Origin of the sequence: Photobacterium sp. S4TG1 (assembly GCF_036040035.1) — a bacterium.
Classification (GTDB): Bacteria; Pseudomonadota; Gammaproteobacteria; order Enterobacterales; family Vibrionaceae; genus Photobacterium.
Map to the genome: position 1 here is coordinate 24,416 of NZ_JAYXUH010000019.1, position 17,598 is coordinate 42,013.

Consider the following 17,598-nt stretch of genomic DNA (forward strand, 5'->3'; position numbering starts at 1 on the left):
ATGGCTGTTATTAATTATATTAGCCACAGATAGAGTAATGCAAATACCGGAATTGCCGCAGTTAAACTATCAATACGATCCAGTATTCCGCCATGTCCCGGTAAAATATTGCCACTGTCTTTTATGCCGGAAACTCGCTTGAACATACTTTCAACTAAATCGCCTAATACTGAAATAATCACAGTAATAATAGCAATAAAGAATAATTGGCCTAATGAGGTGAATTCAATCGACAGTAAATGCGATCCTAGCCAAGTAATAAAGATTGCTAAGCAAGCACCACCAATTAAACCTTCAATAGTTTTATTCGGGCTTACTGCAGGCGCCATCTTATGCTTACCAAAGCGCTTGCCAGAGAAATAAGCACCAGTATCGGCAGCCCAAACTAATAAGCACACAAGTAAAACTAAGCAGGCACCATGATACGGATTATTGTCATAGTTCACGGCTCGGAGCATTAAAATACTCCAAAAAAAAGGCAATAATGTGAGCAAACCAAAAATTTGCTTTAGAAATGGTTTCTTCGCCCAAAAATCGGCACTTTTTGGATAGCTGATTGCTAATGCGGATGCCACTAACCACCACAATCCACCAATAAGCAATATAGCGCGATAAATACCAATAGGATGAGAGAGTGACGCAGGATCGGTGGGTAATAGCACAACACTTGCTCCCAACGTAACACTCGGTAATATCATTGCATTAATACGCGATGATGCGTTAACAAACTGCGTCCACTCCCAAAAACCGACTAAGGTTATTGCAGCCATTGCAATAATAAAAGCGGGTAACGGCAGAAAAAAGATCCCTGCAATGACAAGTGGTGCGAGGATTAACGCGGTAATAATTCGTTGCTTGAGCAAGCTGCGTCCTCTTTTAATAGGAAATATAATATTCAGTATTGGGTAATACCCGCTACTTAAACAATAACGCCAACACACGACATTGTGCATTGGCGAAAATGATGTTTTTTATTTTAACAAAGCTTGTATCTGCTCGCCAGTACAACCAAAGCGGCGCTCACGATCTACAAACCATGCAACAGCATCTACCAAACTTTGTTCATCAAAATCAGGCCAATGTTGTTCAGTAAAATACAATTCAGCATAAGCGGTTTGCCACAGCATAAAATTACTAATACGGCATTCACCACTAGTACGAATTAATAGATCAACATTCGGTAAGCCTTGGGTCACTAACCCCTGCGCTAAATCTTGTTCAGTCAGAGATTCAATGTCAAGTTGCTGATCTACTACTCGCTGCATCATTTGCTTAGTCGCTTGAAGAATATCCCATTGACCACCATAGTTAGCAGCGACATTTAACACTAGCCCAGTGTTCCCCTCAGTTAACAGCTCAGCTGCAGCTATTTTTTTCTGCAATCGAGCACTGAAGCGACTTTTGTCTCCGATGATACATAATCGAATATTGTTTTTATGTAGTCTTTTTACTTCACGGCCTAAAACGGTCATGAATAATTCCATTAGTAGTGATACTTCATCTTCTGGACGACGCCAATTTTCACTACTAAAAGCAAACAATGTAACAACTTTAATTCCGAGTCGATTTGCAGTAGAAACAGTCTTACGTACCGCCTCTACTCCTGCTTTATGGCCAAATACTCGCGCTTTACCTTTGGCTTTTGCCCAACGACCATTGCCATCCATAATCACTGCAATATGTTGTGGAAGACAATCGACAGAAAGAGCAGCATCTATTAAAGGTTGTGCCATATTTATCCCTCAAAAAAAAAGCGCCGTGCTGCCGCACAGCGCCTTAACTTTGTCAGCTAAATTAAGACTAATGTCTTAAACTTCCATTAGCTCTTTTTCTTTCACTTCAAGAACAGCTTCGATGTTCTTGATAGCTTCATCAGTTAGTTTCTGAATTTCATCTTGTGCGCGACGATCATCATCTTCAGAAATATCTTTATCTTTTAGTAAAGATTTAACTGTTGCGTTTGCATCACGACGAATATTACGTACCGCAACACGGCCTTGTTCAGCTTCAGCGCGTACAATCTTAACTAGATCGCGACGACGCTCTTCTGTTAGCGGTGGCAATGGAACGCGAATAACAGTACCTGCTGACATTGGGTTCAGGCCCAAATCAGACATCATGATCGCTTTTTCAACTTTTGCTGATAGCTCACGATCAAAGACTGTAATAGCCAATGTACGTGAATCTTCAGCAACCACGTTAGCAACTTGCTTTAGTGGTGTGCTTGCGCCGTAATACTCAACATAAATAGTATCAAGTAGGCTTGGATGTGCACGGCCAGTACGAATTTTAACTAATTGACCTTTCAGTGCATCAACACTTTTTTCCATGCGCGTTTGCGCGTCTTGTTTGATTTCGTTAATCACGATAAATACCTTAAATTATGCTGTCATCATAGCACTGAGCATCAGCGCCATATTAATCAATTTACAAGGCTTAAGCGTTAGTGATCAGCGTACCTTCTTGCTCACCCATAACAACACGGCGTAATGCGCCTGGCTTATTCATGTTAAATACACGAATTGGCATGTTATGGTCACGAGCAAGGGTAAATGCAGCTAAATCCATTACCTTAAGTTCTTTTTCAAGTACATCTTGGTAGCTCAGCTGTTCACAAAGCGTTGCATCTGGATTTTTAACTGGATCATCCGTAAACACGCCTTCAACTTTTGTTGCTTTCAATACTACATCAGCTTCGATTTCGATACCACGAAGACATGCAGCAGAATCTGTTGTGAAGAACGGATTGCCAGTACCTGCAGAGAAAATAACAACGCGACCTTGACGTAACTGACTGATTGCATCAGCCCAATTATAATTATCACATACGCCGTTTAGAGGAATAGCAGACATTACTCGCGCGTTCACATAGGCACGGTGCAGCGCATCACGCATTGCTAAGCCGTTCATTACCGTTGCTAGCATACCCATGTGGTCGCCCACAACTCGGTTCATACCTGCTTCAGCCAGGCCAGCGCCACGGAATAGGTTACCGCCACCGATTACAAGGCCGACTTGAACACCTAATTCAACAAGTTCTTTTACTTCTTGTGCCATGCGGTCAAGAACTTGAGCGTCAATACCAAATCCTTCTTTACCTTGCAGTGCTTCACCACTTAGTTTTAAAAGAATACGTTGATAAGTTGGTTTAGGGTTTGTGGTCATGTTTTTTTTACCTTCCAGGCTGATTTTAAGATATAGAGTTGTAAAAAGACCGCAACCTCGGTTGCGGTCTTTGATATTCTGATTAAAAAGGATTAACCTTTTTGAACAGCTGCTACTTCTTCAGCAAAGCTCATTTCTTGAGCTTTCTCGATACCTTCACCAACTTCTAAACGTACGAAGTCAGTTACTGTAGCGCCTGTTTCTTTCAAGATGTCGCCAACAGTTTTCTTAGGTTCCATGATGAAAGCTTGGCCAGTTAGAGAAACTTCGCCAGTGAACTTCTTCATGCGGCCTTCAACCATCTTCTCAGCGATAGCTTGTGGCTTGCCTTCGTTCATAGCGATTTCAACTTGAACTGCGCGCTCTTTTGCTACAACTTCAGCTGGTACGTCAGATGGGTTAACGTATTCAGGGTTAGATGCAGCAACGTGCATAGCAATGTGCTTAAGTGTTTCTTCGTCGCCGTTACCAGCAACAACTACTGCGATACGAGTACCGTGAGTGTAAGCAGAAACCTTATCACCAGCGATGTATGATACGCGACGGATAGAGATGTTCTCGCCGATCTTAGCTACTAGCTCGATACGTGCTTCTTCAAACTGTGCTTGAAGTTCTTCAACTGTTGCATGGCTAGCAAGTGCTGCATCAGCAACAGAGTTAGCGAATGCAAGGAAGCTACCATCTTTAGCAACGAAGTCAGTCTGGCAGTTTACTTCAACAAGTGCTGCTTTACCGTCAGCATCTTTGATGATGATAGTACCTTCAGCTGCTACGTTACCTGCTTTTTTAGCAGCTTTAGCAGCACCGCTCTTACGCATGTTTTCGATTGCTAGCTCAATATCAGCGTTAGCTTCTACTAGTGCTTTCTTACAATCCATCATACCTGCGCCAGTACGTTCACGCAGTTCTTTAACTAGGGCAGCTGTAACTGTTGCCATGTGATAATCCTCAGATTTGAATTCGTTGAGTAAAAATCAGGGGCCATTATCGGCCCCTGGTAACCATTCTTAGTTTACGCAAGGTAACTTAAGATGCTTATGTAAAGCAGCAGGCTATTAAGCTTCAGCTACGAAACCGTCTTCTTCTGCTTGAACAGCGATATCTTGGTTACGAGCTTCTTTAACAGTTTGAGCTACAGCACCAGTGTAAAGCTGAATCGCGCGGATTGCGTCATCGTTACCTGGGATAACGAAATCAACGCCGTCTGGATCAGAGTTAGTATCAACAACAGCAAATACTGGGATACCTAGGTTGTTAGCTTCTTTGATTGCGATGTGCTCACAGTCAGCGCCGATTACGAACATTGCGTCTGGTAGGCCGCCCATGTTCTTAATACCACCTAGTGATTTCTCAAGCTTTTCCATTTCACGAGTACGCATAAGCGCTTCTTTCTTGGTTAGCTTTTCGAAAGTACCATCAATAGATTGAGCTTCAAGATCTTTAAGACGCTTGATTGATTGACGAACAGTTTTCCAGTTAGTCAACATACCACCCAACCAACGGTTGTTTACGTAGTACTGGTCACAGCTAATTGCTGCTTCTTTGATTGATTCGCTAGCTGCGCGCTTAGTACCAACGAAAAGAACTTTACCTTTACGTGCAGCAATTTTTTCAATTTCAGCTAGTGCTGCATTGAACATTGGTACAGTTTTTTCTAGGTTGATGATGTGTACACGGTTACGAGCGCCGAAAATGAATGGCTTCATTTTTGGGTTCCAGTAACGAGTTTGGTGACCAAAGTGTACACCAGCCTGAAGCATGTCGCGCATTGATACAGTTGCCATTGAATAATCCTCTATGGGGTTAGGCGTCCACATATCCCATCTTAAAACCGACCCGATAACAGCATATTGCTGTTGTTACTTACAATAAGTAACTGAGCACCCCGGCAGATGTGTCGATATGTGTGAATAATAAATAAAGTATGTGTAATCCAATCAAGTTGCACCATCACAAGCAATAACCTTACCACAAGGGTTAAATTACAGCTCACAACAGATACAAAATCACTGTTTACGGCGCGCTTTATACCATAGAACGACTAATAAAATCCAGTCAAAATTGGACATGAGAACTAATCTTATCTTCCCTTTAACCCCTTGCGGCTGGTAATATAGTCCCACACAGAAACATACAGATTGAGACGATTTTATGAGCATTAAGATCAAAACGGCTGAAGAAATTGAAAAAATGCGTGTTGCTGGCCGCTTGGCTGCAGACGTATTAGAAATGATCGAACCGCATGTAAAGGCAGGTGTGACGACAGAAGAGCTAGACCAAATCTGTCACGACTACATCACACAAGTTCAGCAAGCTATTCCGGCACCGTTGAACTACCACGGCTTTCCTAAATCTGTGTGTACCTCTATTAACCACGTTGTTTGCCACGGCATTCCTGCATCAGCAGATGAAATTGTTGTAGAAGCTAACGGCAAATATAACAAGCCCGCAATATTAAAAGATGGCGACATCATTAATATTGACGTGACAGTGATTAAAGATGGTTACCATGGTGATACTTCAAAGATGTTTGAAGTAGGTGAAGTATCTCTTGAAGACAAACGCCTTTGTCGTGTTGCTCAAGAAAGCCTTTATCTGGCTATCAAAAAAGTAAAACCGGGCGCAAAAATTGGTGACCTAGGTACCGCTATTCAGAAATTCATCAAAGCGGGTAGTAGCCGTTTTTCTATTGTAAAAGATTACTGTGGTCATGGTATTGGTAATGAATTCCACGAAGAGCCACAAGTGGTTCACTACAAAAATAGTGATCGCTCAGTAATGAAAGAAGGCATGTGTTTTACTATCGAGCCAATGATTAACGCTGGTAAATTCGGCTGTGAATCTGACGAGCAAGATGGTTGGACGGTTTACACGGTTGATGGTAAGAAATCAGCACAGTGGGAACATACCTTATTAGTAACTAAAGATGGTTGTGAAATCTTAACACTACGTAAAGAAGAAACATTGCCACGCTTAATGCATAACGCATAATTCGTTATCGGCATTAGCATCGTTGCTAAAATCAAAAAAACCGACCTTATGCGTCGGTTTTTTTATATCTAACGATACTGTTCATGATTCGAAATGGTTATAGTAAATACAAGATACCTTTACCGCACGGACAGCAATGACAGATATTTTAGCGACGCAACTTTCTGATTACCTCGATGATGCCATTACTCTCGATAGCTTGCGTAGTGCGCTTACCCATTTCGCTGAAGAGCAAAAACAGCAATTTAAACAGCAAAAATCCATTGTCGATTTAGTCACAGAGCGCAGCCATTTTATTGATCAATTGTTAATTCGATTATGGCGTTTTTATGGCTTTGAACAACAGCCCGACTTAGCGTTAATTGCTGTTGGTGGTTATGGCCGCGGAGAACTGCATCCATTATCTGATGTTGATTTGCTGATATTAAGTCAACATCCACTAACGGCAGATGTCGCAACCAATGTCAGTGCATTAGTAACATTATTATGGGACTTACGCTTAGAAGTTGGCCAAAGTGTACGTACCGTTGAAGAATGTATTGCCGTTGGTAAAGGTGACCTCACTGTCGCGACTAATTTAACTGAGTCACGGTTTTTATGTGGCAACCAACAAACATTCCACCAATTAACCGTGGCAATTAATTCACCTTCCTTTTGGCCAAGTGAAACATTTTATCAAGCCAAAGTTGAAGAACAACGCATTCGCCATGCTCGTTATCACGACACCACCTATAATCTTGAACCTGACATCAAATCAAGTCCTGGCGGCTTACGTGATATTCATACTCTTAGCTGGGTTGCGCGACGTCATTTTGGTGCCACCAGCTTATTAGAAATGAGTCATCATGGTTTTTTAACTGATGCTGAATACCGAGAGCTAGTTGAATGCCAAAATGCATTGTGGCGAATTCGCTTTGCACTCCACATAGAGCTGCGTCGTTATGATAATCGGCTAACATTTGATCATCAAACCTCAGTGGCAGAAAACCTCGATTATCATGGTGAAGGTAATCAAGCAGTCGAAATGATGATGAAAGCGTTTTATCGCATTTTGCGCCGCGTAGCTGAACTCAATAAAATGTTATTACAGCTGTTTGATGAAGCGATCATTAAACCAGATTCTCGCCAAACACCTATTGTTCTCAACGAAGATTTTCAATTACGGGGCAATTTAATTGAGGCGACAAAACCAGCCTTATTTCAAGCGCGACCAGAAACCATTCTCGATATGTTTCTTCATATTGCACAAAATTCGGATATAGAAGGCATTGCCGCCCCTACTCTGCGTCAATTACGCACCGCTAGACGTCGCCTAAATCGATTTCTAATTGAAATTCCTGCGGCTCGCGAAAAATTCATGGAATTAGTACGCCAGCCCAATGCACTTCAAAAAGCATTTCAATTAATGCATCGCCATGGAGTTATTGCAGCCTACTTACCCCAGTGGAGTCACATTGTAGGCCAAATGCAATTTGATTTATTTCATGTCTATACCGTTGATGAACACAGTATTCGTGTTATTAAAAATCTGCATAAATTTAACGATCCTAATCAACATTCACAGCACCCAATTTGTTGTGAGGTTTATCCGCGTTTAATTAAAAAAGAAATCTTAATCTTAGCTGCGATCTTTCACGACATCGCTAAAGGGCGCGGCGGTGATCACTCTGAATTAGGTGCGGTGGATGCTTATGATTTTTGTATCGAACACGGGTTGTCTCACCCTGATGCTGAAACGGTTTCATGGCTGGTGCAAAAACACTTATTAATGTCCGTCACCGCTCAGCGACGTGATATATATGATCCAGAAGTCGTCGCAGAGTTTGCTAAACAAGTCGGAGATGAGGAGCATTTAGATTACCTCGTATGCTTAACCGTAGCTGATATTTGTGCCACTAACCAAGATCTATGGAATAGTTGGAAACGCACCCTATTAGCAGAATTATACTACTCGACCCAAAAAACATTACGCCGCGGGCTAGAAAAAACTCCAGACATGCGTGATCGTATTCGTCACAATCAACAACTCGCATCGGCAATATTACGCGGAAAAGGCTTTATGCCACGTGATATTGAAGTGTTATGGCGTCGTTTTAAAGCCGATTACTTTCTACGTCATACACATAAACAATTGGCATGGCACGCACAGGCACTATTAAAACACAGTGGCGATAAACCAATTATCTTGATGAGTAAGAAAGCCACCCGTGGCGGCACAGAAGTCTTTATCTACAGTAAAGATAAAGCCAAATTATTTTCAATTGTGGTCTCAGAGCTAGATAAGAAAAATTTAAGTATTCATGATGCTCAAATCATGAACAGTAAAGATGGTTATACACTAGATACTTTTATGGTGCTTGATCCTAACGGCAAAGCAATTAATGAAAACCGCCATGTGGGTATTATTCGTAATTTAACCAAAGCCCTTACTGCAATGAAATCTGAACGTAAAATTCGCCGAGCACCGCGAAAATTACTCCACTTTAATGTGCCGACCAAAGTTGAATTTTTATCAACCAAAACCGGTCGTAAAACCATGATGGAGTTAGTCGCATTAGATATGCCTGGGCTATTAGCGAAAATTGGCGCTGTATTTGCAGATCTTAATATCAGTTTACAAGCTGCTAAAATCACCACTATCGGTGAGCGAGCAGAAGACTTTTTTATTATTGTTAATGAAACTGGCGGACGCCTAACCAAACAACAGCAGCAATTATTGCGTGAAACATTAATTATTACTATTAACAAACATGCGTAAGTAACACAATTATTTTGAGGTGTAAGATTAATACCCCGTTAATGACTAACGGGGTAACTCTCGATGGTAATATCAACAATCAGTGCCATCTCAATAATATAGTTACGCGGCAGCTTGATCGGCACTCGCTACAAATTGCGTAAACCATACATCTGCAACGTCTAACGGCTCAAAATGTACGCCAGCATCAATATCTAACCGTGGTTGAACCGATGTTGAATTGAGTTCGGTTAGTAGCGCATCAAATTGACGTCCTGCACCACAAAAACGATCTTCCCCATAACTAGAATCACCTAACGCAATTACACCATAATGTTGCTTAGGTAATAGTGGAAATTGATCTTTTAGTGCCACATATAATGGTAATAGGTTCTCAGGGATCTCCCCCTGTCCTGTCGTCGAACTAATAATTAACACCGTATCAGCATCATAAGCCATAAAATCGTCTAGTGTTGAGTCAAAGAAAATCTCAACGGGCACCGAGGTTAATTTTGCGGCTAATGCTTCTGCCAACTCTTCTGCTCCACCATATACAGAGCCTACAAATATGCCTAACTTATTCATTGTCCGCTCTCCTTTGCTGTCAGACGTCCTCAATAAGGGACTATTACCAATCTGGCAATTACACTAAAGAAAAGCAAGTGCTGACGTAAATTTAAGCTGATAAGTTTGCGCTATCGCCCATTGATCATCATTGAAGGCTTTTTATATTATGCATGTAAAAGTAATGACGGTGACCAATTAAAGGTTGTCATAACATGCAACCAAACATCATCAACATCAGCACGAATATCAAGCTCAACACCAGTTAACGGATGTTTAAATTGTAATCGTGATGCGTGCAGCATCAAACGATGACAATCAAGGTTCTCACGGAACATACGATTATGCTTACCATCACCATAGTTAACATCACCAATCATATGATGATCTAAATGATGCATATGACGGCGTAATTGGTGTTTACGTCCAGTCTCTGGTTTTAGCTCAATTAGGCTATAACGACTGGTTGCATAACGCCCTACTGCAATGTCTGTTTCAACTGTCGCTAATGGCGCATAAGCCGTTATCGCCTCTTGAGGCTCTTTATCTTCAGTCGCTTTTTTATCAGCAATTTTATCCAACATCACTTTAAGCGGATAATCTAATACTGCCGCTTCTTTGATCCAGCCTCTAACAATCGCGTGGTAAGTTTTATGTACATCTCGACCCGCAAATAAAGGCATCATCATCGCAGCAATGTCACTGGATAAGCCAAATAAAAGCACCCCAGATGTTGGTCGATCTAAACGGTGTAATGGAAACACATGCTGACCAATTTGATCGCGCAATGTTTGCATCACAAAGACAGTTTCATGGCTATCTAACCAAGAACGATGCACCAACATACCCGCGGGTTTATTAACAGCAATAAACACATCATCTTGATATAAAATTTCCAGTTCCATTATGCCCACTTAAAGTTTAAATAATTGATCAATTTCACGTGTTGTCGCCACAATATCTCTTGCACCAACTTGGTTTTTCATTGCTTCTTCTACATAAGATGAAATAGCAAATTGAGTCGGCAATGGTAAGCGTTGCACGATTAAATAACGTAGCTTAGGAATAAAAATCCATTGAAGCCACTGATGACAATCTAAAGTATCAATCGCAAAAGGTTCTGTACTCGATAATGCTTGTGGATCAGGAGCAACCTCCTGCCAATATTGATGATGTTGTAGAATATTTTCTAATTGAGTGAGTAATTGCTGACTTTGATGATATTTATCCATCATAACTCCTCTTTTATTGATAATAAAAACGGCGCAGGATAGCATTTTGGCCCAACAGCCCCAACTATATTATGGTGATTAGCGATCTATTCACAGGTATGCTGACTTAATACGATCACTTAAACTAACAAGCTAAATTGAAGGAGCTTTATTTATTATGTCCATGGAAACCTTTCATACTTTAACCCAATTGCTTGATAACGCAGGTTGTCGTTACAATATTTTTGATTTAGGTCGTCGAGTAAATGAAATTGATAGCGACCAATTTAAAGCGGTTGAAGAAAACCGTCAGCCTTATCCATGGCCACTTCAGCAACATGCCCATATTGCGATTTCCTTTTGGCAGCATCAACAACCGCCTTGGGTATGGTTTTTACGCTTACCATTGGATGAACGAGGGTTACTAAAACAAGCGGCTGTTGGTGATTTTATTAAATATGTCATTGAGGCTATGGGCGCAAGTTTAAACAGTACCCCTACCGAAGATGAGCAACAAAAACTTGCCAACAACCCTTATACGTTTAAGCCCAATGATGACAAAATGGCGATATTTAATGCGCAATTACGAGTATTACTTAACCTACCGCCTAGCCAATACTATGCCGATGCACAAGCTTACTTATCAGGCCAACAAGATTGGTTACAATGGCAACACGTAGGTCTACAAGGCTTAGCTGATATCTGTGCTCGTATATCACAACACAATAACGTAACCTCGTTACGTAAAGCATTAAACCATCTTCCAATGACGCCACTGTATGCATTACTAGGCTGCCTTGAGCATTGCCCTATTCCTGCATCGTTAACGCAACGTATAACGGAACGCTTAACGCTAGAATGCCAACAACAGCAACCCGATTTATTTTTGATATCAGCGTTAGTACGTGCCCTTGCAGGTAGTGCACCACAACAATTACAGCAAACCCTAACGACTATTTTGCATCAACCGTCGTTATGTCACCGAGAGGTACTCATTGCTATAGCTGGTCGTTGTTGGAGTGGTTTTACTGATATAGATATCGCCTCATTATTTTTATTACGTTTAGCTGAAACTCAAGATCAGACACTGTTTAATCAACTATTTACTGATTTAGTCATGCAACCATTATTACGTGGAATCATGTTACAGATACTTCATGGTCAAGCAGATCCAGCACTGATCACTGCCATTCAAAAATTACAACAACATGCTAAAAATAATCACTAATCGCATTCATTGTTTATAAGGGATTTTTACTCTATGGATAACCTGTTCGGTATTTTAATTATTGCTATTATCGGCTTCTTATTTTGGCAGCAACGGCGCCAAACTGAATTAGCACAGTATTACATTGAGCAGCGTTGTAAAAATATGGGCTTACAAATGATCAGCTTTGCCAGAGGTGAACAAAAACTCAAAGATCATCATGGAGAATGGGGCTGGCGAACAGTATTTGTGTTTGAGTTTTCAACTGATGGTATGGATGTCTATCAAGGCTATATTGAAATGAAACGTTTACGTGCAAGCTATTTTTATGTGCCGCCGCACCGTATTCCTGAAGGCTGCGATTATTAACTTTTTCTCGCCCCCCAAAAGAATGGGCGCGACAATAAATATTGTCACGCCCTTAGATATTACTTTGCAGCAATCCAGCTACTGTAGTGCTCCCTGCTATCAATCCTTGATATACAAATCCCCAGGTAAATCTTAACTTCATCCTAGAAGTCATTCTTCGGTAATCCCTGACCCATCAGTATATCCACTACTGACTCTCTCTCCGTGAAGGAGGTGTCCTTTACTCCACTAGAAGTCATCCTAACTTCATCATGAAATTTGTCCCAATTCCATCCTAGAATATTGTCATCCTGACAAATAGATATCCTATCTATAGCCCTCTATCCTAGAGAGACTTATGCATCCTAGCTAGATGGTAATCCGCACCATCTATGTGCTCATCCTGAGCGGCCAATTCCGTGGCTATTCCTAAATCCTTGTCAGCTCCAGCTGATGACAATATCTTACCTTACCACAAAAATGACGCAACATTAAACACCCCATTAATTATTTAATATTAATTTTAACAAATAAACATAATTACATAAGATTATGATATTAAATGATTTTATAAATAACAAGCCGCATGAGTAAGACCAAATAACGAAGTTATCCCACAAGCTTGTAAGAGATCTCTTACAAAACAAGTAGAAAAACGCTCATTTATTATAATACGAGGTGCGAGGTGCGAGGTGCGAGGTGCGAGGTGCGAGGTGCGAGGTGCGAGGTGCGAGGTGCGAGGTGCGAATAAAAACAAGTCATCAACAAAGAATCAAATTTAACACACAGTAATTTAATAAGTAGCTTTGTGAATAACACAAAAAAGAGCGGGCGCGACTTTCGTCGCGCCCTGAGGTCTTACTTGCAGCAATCCAGCTACTATGTTGCTCCCTGCATCCATCCTTTGACTGCTGTGTTCCGTCAGCATTGTCCTTTATACTTCTTCCTGAAGGTGTTCCGTTGGCCATCCTAACCCGTCATCACATCCTGCTCTGACTCTCATCTCCTTCCTGGAGGTGTCCTTTACTTCATCCTGAAGTTATCCCTTATGCCTCAATCCTAGAGGTGTTCCTTACTTCGTCCTGAAGTTATCCCTTATGCCTCAATCCTAGAGGTGTTCCTTACTTCGTCCTGAAGTTATCCTAGCCTTCCTGACAGATAAACATCCTGTTTACCTTAATACCGCATCCTACAGTGTTCCTTTCACATTCCATGTTTGATAAACCATCCTAGCTTACCAATATCTCATCCTGAGATTGCCTGTATCCGTGGCGCTTTCCTGTTCCGTTTGTCGGTTCCCTTCGACACCATTAATATTATGTGAATTACCGATTAAATCCTATATAGAACAAAATATCTTTTTTACTAAATTTTAATAAGCCAAGATAAAATAAACAATAACATGATAAATAACAATGAATTAGGTTGAAATGGTAATTATATAAGCATTTATATCATGCTTATCTCCCACACACTTGTAAGAGATCTCGCACACAGTCAATAGATAAAAACCATTCATTATTTATCATACTTTTTTACATAAAGTAAAATATTGTTATTATACAGATAGATAGAGGTGCGAGGTGCGAGGTGCGAGGTGCGAGGTGCGAGGTGCGAGGTGCGAGGTGCGAGGTGCGAGGTGCGAGGTGCGAATAAAAACAAGTCGGTCTTAAATAATCAAAACAAATTTATCACGATAACTGATTAGATTATTTTTCTTCCAAAAAAAAGAGAGGGCGCGACTTTCGTCGCGCCCTGAGGTCTTACTTGCAGCAATCCAGCTACTATGTTGCTCCCTGCTTCCATCCCTTGACTGCTGTGTTCCGTCAGCATTGTCCTTTATACTTCTTCCTGAAATTGTTCCATTGGCTATCCTAACCCGTCATCACATCCTGTTCTGACTCTCCTCTCCTTCCTGGAGGTGTCCTTTACTTCATCCTGAAGCGATCCTTTATGCCTCAATCCTAGAGGTGTTCCTTACTTCGTCCTGAAGCTATCCTAGTCTTCCTGACAGATAAGCATCCTACTTATCTTAAACCGCATCCTACGGTGTTCCCTTCACATTCCATGTCTGATAAATCATCCTAATTTACCAGTATCTCATCCTGAGACTGCCTGTATCCGTGGCGCTTTCCTGTTCCGTTATGTCGTATCCTTCGACACCATTAAGACTACGCTTTTCTTTATTATTAACAATCTATGCTTAAACACTTTTTGATATGTATTTTCATTCCACTCGAACAAAAATAATAATAATCATTAAATTTCAATAACATGAAACTTAACATGTAGTAATATCCACTAATAACACGCTCAATCTCTCACGGCGTTGTAAGAGATCTCTTACAACGGCATTAGCAATTTGACTGAGGTGACTATTTACACTGATATCCACTATACTCATATAAAGAGAATACCTAGCTAAATAAGGAGCGAAAATGGAAGCATTCAACCACAATTTGGCTAATTTATTCAGTCAATTAGGTTTAGAAAATTCAACTGAATTTATTGAATATTTTTTACACACACATTCATTAACGCCATCACAAAAATTAGCGGATGCAGCCTTTTTTACTCTTGCTCAACAACAATTTATTAATGAAGCACAACAACAAGATGCCGATTGGTGTGAAGTGATTGATCAATTAGATACTTTACTTCGAAAATAAGCGCAATATTTATCAAGGAACTATGATGTCAGCCATCACTCAAGAGATAGAACAAGTAATAACAAGTTTAATTGCTGAAAATAAACAACCATCAACAGCATTAATTAAGGCGCGCCTCACTACACCATTACCAATTCCAGTCATCATAAAGGCATTACAAGCTTGGCAGAAAAACGCCAAAGTACCGCGTATAGAAAAGCAACAGCAGGTATTAACAACGGAACAACGTCTCGAACAGCTTGAACAACAAGTGCTGACACTTTCAACCCGTTTAGCGCGACTAGAAGCTGATCGCTAATAATAAAAAAGCACCTAAATTATGAAGGTGCTTTTAACATTCTTACTGAAAATTCCACGACATATTAGACACAATTCGGCACCGATCACATTTAAAATGGAATAAACCATGCAGTGCTTCTGGTACTCGCCATTCTCCGCCACAACTTGGACATCGACGCTCTAATTCAGCCGCTTTGCTTTCACCGCCAACACGGTACTGATAATAATACGTTGGTACCTCAGTAGTAATTTCAATATGACGACATAAATCACGCCCACGCACAAACAATTCACTGTCTACATCACCAATTTCAGCCAATGCCATTGCCACCGCCGCTGGGCTTTTAATGGCCATTTGAATTTCATCAAAAGCTTGCCATTCAGTCTGCCATTTGATGATCGCTTTATAATCATCATTTGTCGTTGCCCCTGTTTGATATAATGGAATCGGCAACAACGTATCACCACTCCGAAGTGGTGAGCAACTATGAACATAAGTGGTATAAAGCACTTGCCATGAGGGTGAAAAACTTTCAGCAACCGAATCTGAATTAAGATCAACCCCTAGTATTTTTATTTTAGGCGCAAGCAAACACGCATTCGTTAATTGCTCATAACATTGATTGACTTGCGGGCTATTAAAACGCAAATGAAGACTTTCTTTTTCAGGGCACACGACCCTCACTCGAAAAATACCATCATCAATGACAACAGGGAATTCACGTCCAAGCGCTTGACCGTTATAGCGCAACGCGTCCATTAAACCATTAATAGCGGTATCAACTTGCGATAAGGTCGTATTATCAAAACATTCAAATTGTAACTCAACAACAAACACGTGTTATACCTCAGTCACTAGTGGTTGTAATTGCTGTAAAAATGTCGCCACATCATCAGCTAATGGCTGGCGAATATCTTTACCTAATGTCTCTAACACTACCTGTCCGGTTAAATTACAAATAGAAATGACTTGTGATTCATCATCTACAACCGCAATAAAGACCGTGGGTTTCAGCTTCATTCGACGTTGAGTCACCAAATGCCCAAGAATATTTTGTTGTAAACGTTCAATATCATCGTCATTAAACGCTTGTAATAAATCTAACGATAAATCACCAAACATTGCGCCCATATCACCACTAAATTGTGATCCATAAAACGCATTGATATCACTATGGAGTAATAAATCCATGCCTTTTTCAACACCATCTAAACCAATAATAGGCTGACGTTGAATGGGTTTCCAAGTTACATTTTGGCCATCATCTGCAATAACACAGGGTGAGATAAGACCCACTAAATGTTCACTTTCGGGAAAACCGCGATCTGCATCACACCATGCTTGTAAATAACGAGCAGAAAAATCAGATAAAGCGCAGGTAACAGGATGATTCATTCGCAACCTCATAAAAGATTCAGTAAACTTTAGGTTTAAACCGTTTCGACGGACATCTATTCTAATCCAAGAGTGTCATAGACAGTATGAGTAAATATAAAGACGCTAAAGAATTAGCAGGTTTAACCCTTGGCAAAAAGACAGAGTATAAAGATCAATATGATCCATCATTACTGCAACCTGTGCCAAGAAGCTTAAACCGTACCGATATTAATATCAGCGATGATGCACTGCCATTTACTGGCTATGATATTTGGACATTATACGAATTATCTTGGCTCAATAATAAAGGCTTACCACAAGTTGCGATTGGTGAAGTACGTTTACCCGCATCAAGCCCTAATCTTATCGAATCAAAATCATTCAAACTATACCTTAACAGTTTTAATCAAACTCGTTTTGATAGCTGGCAAGATATTGCAGATACACTACAAATTGATTTATCACGTTGTGCAGGCGAAGATGTAGATGTCACCATTCAGCCTCTCACGGATTTTAATGAGCAACCTATTGTTAATTTCTTTGGTGAATGCATTGACGATCAAGATATTGAAATTAATGACTATGCTTTTAAGCCTGAATATCTTGAAAGTGCAGCTGATAACAACGACGTCGTAGAAGAAATTGTTCATAGTCACCTACTAAAATCAAACTGCTTAATCACTAATCAGCCAGATTGGGGTAGCGTACGTATCGCTTATAAAGGTAACCGTATCGACCGTGAAAAATTACTACGTTACATCGTGTCATTCCGAAACCACAATGAATTCCACGAACAATGTGTTGAGCGTATTTTTAACGATATTATGCGTTTCTGTCAGCCGGAATTATTAACGGTTTATGCACGTTATACCCGTCGTGGTGGTTTAGATATTAATCCATACCGTACTAATATGGGTAAAACGCCAAGTGATAATTTCCGTCTCGCACGTCAGTAAGTAGATCCTAACGACGAATTCAACATTAAGTCCGGCAAAAACCGTTACTTTGCTGGACTTGATATATTTACTCCGTAAAATCAATACTATCTT

Annotated in this window: 18 protein-coding genes; 7 read left to right on the plus strand and 11 right to left on the minus strand. The window is 40.5% G+C overall.

Annotated elements, in window-relative coordinates; all coding sequences use genetic code 11:
• Positions 1–14: 14 nt before the first annotated feature.
• The 6 genes from VXS03_RS17310 to rpsB form a co-directional block, all read right to left on the minus strand.
• The gene (locus VXS03_RS17310) at positions 15–863 is read right to left on the minus strand and encodes a phosphatidate cytidylyltransferase (protein ID WP_327765134.1); all 849 of its coding nucleotides are present in this window, start codon (positions 861–863) and stop codon (positions 15–17) included.
• A gap of 108 nt (positions 864–971) precedes the next feature.
• The gene (locus tag VXS03_RS17315; protein ID WP_327765135.1) at positions 972–1,733 is read right to left on the minus strand and encodes an isoprenyl transferase; all 762 of its coding nucleotides are present in this window, start codon (positions 1,731–1,733) and stop codon (positions 972–974) included.
• A gap of 75 nt (positions 1,734–1,808) precedes the next feature.
• Positions 1,809–2,366, minus strand: coding sequence for a ribosome recycling factor (gene frr / locus VXS03_RS17320; RefSeq protein WP_036793412.1), 558 nt, complete (start codon positions 2,364–2,366; stop codon positions 1,809–1,811).
• 70 nt (positions 2,367–2,436) lie between these two features.
• On the minus strand, positions 2,437–3,165 hold the full coding sequence (gene pyrH / locus VXS03_RS17325) for a UMP kinase (RefSeq protein ID WP_036793410.1): 729 nt from the start codon (positions 3,163–3,165) through the stop codon (positions 2,437–2,439).
• Between the two features lie 92 nt (positions 3,166–3,257).
• Positions 3,258–4,103 carry a translation elongation factor Ts gene (gene tsf, locus VXS03_RS17330; protein ID WP_327765136.1) on the minus strand — a complete coding sequence of 282 codons (846 nt, stop codon included), beginning with the start codon at positions 4,101–4,103 and terminating at the stop codon, positions 3,258–3,260.
• A 117-nt stretch (positions 4,104–4,220) separates the two neighbouring features.
• A complete protein-coding gene (rpsB, locus tag VXS03_RS17335; protein ID WP_080158997.1) occupies positions 4,221–4,949 on the minus strand; it encodes a 30S ribosomal protein S2 in 729 nt (242 codons plus the stop codon).
• A 367-nt stretch (positions 4,950–5,316) separates the two neighbouring features.
• On the opposite strand from rpsB, the gene map reads away from it, so the two are divergent.
• Positions 5,317–6,156, plus strand: a complete 840-nt coding sequence (map, locus tag VXS03_RS17340; RefSeq protein ID WP_327765137.1) for a type I methionyl aminopeptidase — start codon at positions 5,317–5,319, stop codon at positions 6,154–6,156.
• A gap of 136 nt (positions 6,157–6,292) precedes the next feature.
• A complete protein-coding gene (gene glnD / locus VXS03_RS17345; protein WP_327765138.1) occupies positions 6,293–8,914 on the plus strand; it encodes a bifunctional uridylyltransferase/uridylyl-removing protein GlnD in 2,622 nt (873 codons plus the stop codon).
• Between the two features lie 102 nt (positions 8,915–9,016).
• Here glnD and VXS03_RS17350 read toward each other — a convergent pair whose 3' ends face one another.
• From VXS03_RS17350 to VXS03_RS17360, 3 genes are all read right to left on the minus strand, one after another.
• Complete coding sequence (locus VXS03_RS17350) at positions 9,017–9,478, minus strand: flavodoxin (RefSeq protein WP_327765139.1); 462 nt, start codon at positions 9,476–9,478, stop codon at positions 9,017–9,019.
• Between the two features lie 146 nt (positions 9,479–9,624).
• On the minus strand, positions 9,625–10,362 hold the full coding sequence (gene truC / locus VXS03_RS17355) for a tRNA pseudouridine(65) synthase TruC (protein ID WP_327765140.1): 738 nt from the start codon (positions 10,360–10,362) through the stop codon (positions 9,625–9,627).
• Between the two features lie 9 nt (positions 10,363–10,371).
• Complete coding sequence (locus VXS03_RS17360) at positions 10,372–10,689, minus strand: YqcC family protein (RefSeq protein WP_327765171.1); 318 nt, start codon at positions 10,687–10,689, stop codon at positions 10,372–10,374.
• Between the two features lie 157 nt (positions 10,690–10,846).
• On the opposite strand from VXS03_RS17360, the gene VXS03_RS17365 reads away from it, so the two are divergent.
• The 4 genes from VXS03_RS17365 (at position 10,847) to VXS03_RS17380 (ending at position 15,190) form a co-directional block, all read left to right on the plus strand.
• Positions 10,847–11,896 (plus strand): DUF3549 family protein, encoded by a 1,050-nt coding sequence (locus VXS03_RS17365; protein WP_327765141.1) that lies wholly within the window; start codon positions 10,847–10,849, stop codon positions 11,894–11,896.
• 33 nt (positions 11,897–11,929) lie between these two features.
• Entirely contained in the window at positions 11,930–12,244 is a 315-nt protein-coding gene (locus VXS03_RS17370) for a DUF3301 domain-containing protein (RefSeq protein WP_045037476.1), read from the plus strand.
• A 2,417-nt stretch (positions 12,245–14,661) separates the two neighbouring features.
• On the plus strand, positions 14,662–14,892 hold the full coding sequence (locus VXS03_RS17375) for a DUF2789 family protein (protein WP_327765142.1): 231 nt from the start codon (positions 14,662–14,664) through the stop codon (positions 14,890–14,892).
• A 25-nt stretch (positions 14,893–14,917) separates the two neighbouring features.
• The gene (locus tag VXS03_RS17380) at positions 14,918–15,190 is read left to right on the plus strand and encodes a hypothetical protein (RefSeq protein WP_327765143.1); all 273 of its coding nucleotides are present in this window, start codon (positions 14,918–14,920) and stop codon (positions 15,188–15,190) included.
• Between the two features lie 42 nt (positions 15,191–15,232).
• Here VXS03_RS17380 and VXS03_RS17385 read toward each other — a convergent pair whose 3' ends face one another.
• Together VXS03_RS17385 and syd are read right to left on the minus strand one after the other, a co-directional pair.
• Positions 15,233–16,009: a Zn-ribbon-containing protein gene (locus VXS03_RS17385; protein ID WP_327765144.1), complete on the minus strand. Its 777-nt coding sequence runs from the start codon at positions 16,007–16,009 to the stop codon at positions 15,233–15,235.
• A 3-nt stretch (positions 16,010–16,012) separates the two neighbouring features.
• Positions 16,013–16,567 (minus strand): SecY-interacting protein, encoded by a 555-nt coding sequence (gene syd, locus VXS03_RS17390; protein ID WP_327765145.1) that lies wholly within the window; start codon positions 16,565–16,567, stop codon positions 16,013–16,015.
• A gap of 86 nt (positions 16,568–16,653) precedes the next feature.
• Between syd and queF the strand changes: the two genes are divergently transcribed.
• Positions 16,654–17,505: an NADPH-dependent 7-cyano-7-deazaguanine reductase QueF gene (gene queF, locus VXS03_RS17395; protein ID WP_327765146.1), complete on the plus strand. Its 852-nt coding sequence runs from the start codon at positions 16,654–16,656 to the stop codon at positions 17,503–17,505.
• The last annotated feature ends 93 nt before the right edge of the window (positions 17,506–17,598 follow it).

Coding starts and splice junctions, on each gene's coding strand:
- VXS03_RS17315 (WP_327765135.1), bottom strand. CDS start 1,733: ATGGCACAACCTTTAATAGATGCTGCTCTTTCTGTCGATTGTCTTCCA.
- pyrH (WP_036793410.1), bottom strand. CDS start 3,165: ATGACCACAAACCCTAAACCAACTTATCAACGTATTCTTTTAAAACTA.
- tsf (WP_327765136.1), bottom strand. CDS start 4,103: ATGGCAACAGTTACAGCTGCCCTAGTTAAAGAACTGCGTGAACGTACT.
- rpsB (WP_080158997.1), bottom strand. CDS start 4,949: ATGGCAACTGTATCAATGCGCGACATGCTTCAGGCTGGTGTACACTTT.
- map (WP_327765137.1), top strand. CDS start 5,317: ATGAGCATTAAGATCAAAACGGCTGAAGAAATTGAAAAAATGCGTGTT.
- glnD (WP_327765138.1), top strand. CDS start 6,293: ATGACAGATATTTTAGCGACGCAACTTTCTGATTACCTCGATGATGCC.
- VXS03_RS17350 (WP_327765139.1), bottom strand. CDS start 9,478: ATGAATAAGTTAGGCATATTTGTAGGCTCTGTATATGGTGGAGCAGAA.
- truC (WP_327765140.1), bottom strand. CDS start 10,362: ATGGAACTGGAAATTTTATATCAAGATGATGTGTTTATTGCTGTTAAT.
- VXS03_RS17360 (WP_327765171.1), bottom strand. CDS start 10,689: ATGGATAAATATCATCAAAGTCAGCAATTACTCACTCAATTAGAAAAT.
- VXS03_RS17365 (WP_327765141.1), top strand. CDS start 10,847: ATGTCCATGGAAACCTTTCATACTTTAACCCAATTGCTTGATAACGCA.
- VXS03_RS17370 (WP_045037476.1), top strand. CDS start 11,930: ATGGATAACCTGTTCGGTATTTTAATTATTGCTATTATCGGCTTCTTA.
- VXS03_RS17375 (WP_327765142.1), top strand. CDS start 14,662: ATGGAAGCATTCAACCACAATTTGGCTAATTTATTCAGTCAATTAGGT.
- VXS03_RS17380 (WP_327765143.1), top strand. CDS start 14,918: ATGTCAGCCATCACTCAAGAGATAGAACAAGTAATAACAAGTTTAATT.
- syd (WP_327765145.1), bottom strand. CDS start 16,567: ATGAATCATCCTGTTACCTGCGCTTTATCTGATTTTTCTGCTCGTTAT.
- queF (WP_327765146.1), top strand. CDS start 16,654: ATGAGTAAATATAAAGACGCTAAAGAATTAGCAGGTTTAACCCTTGGC.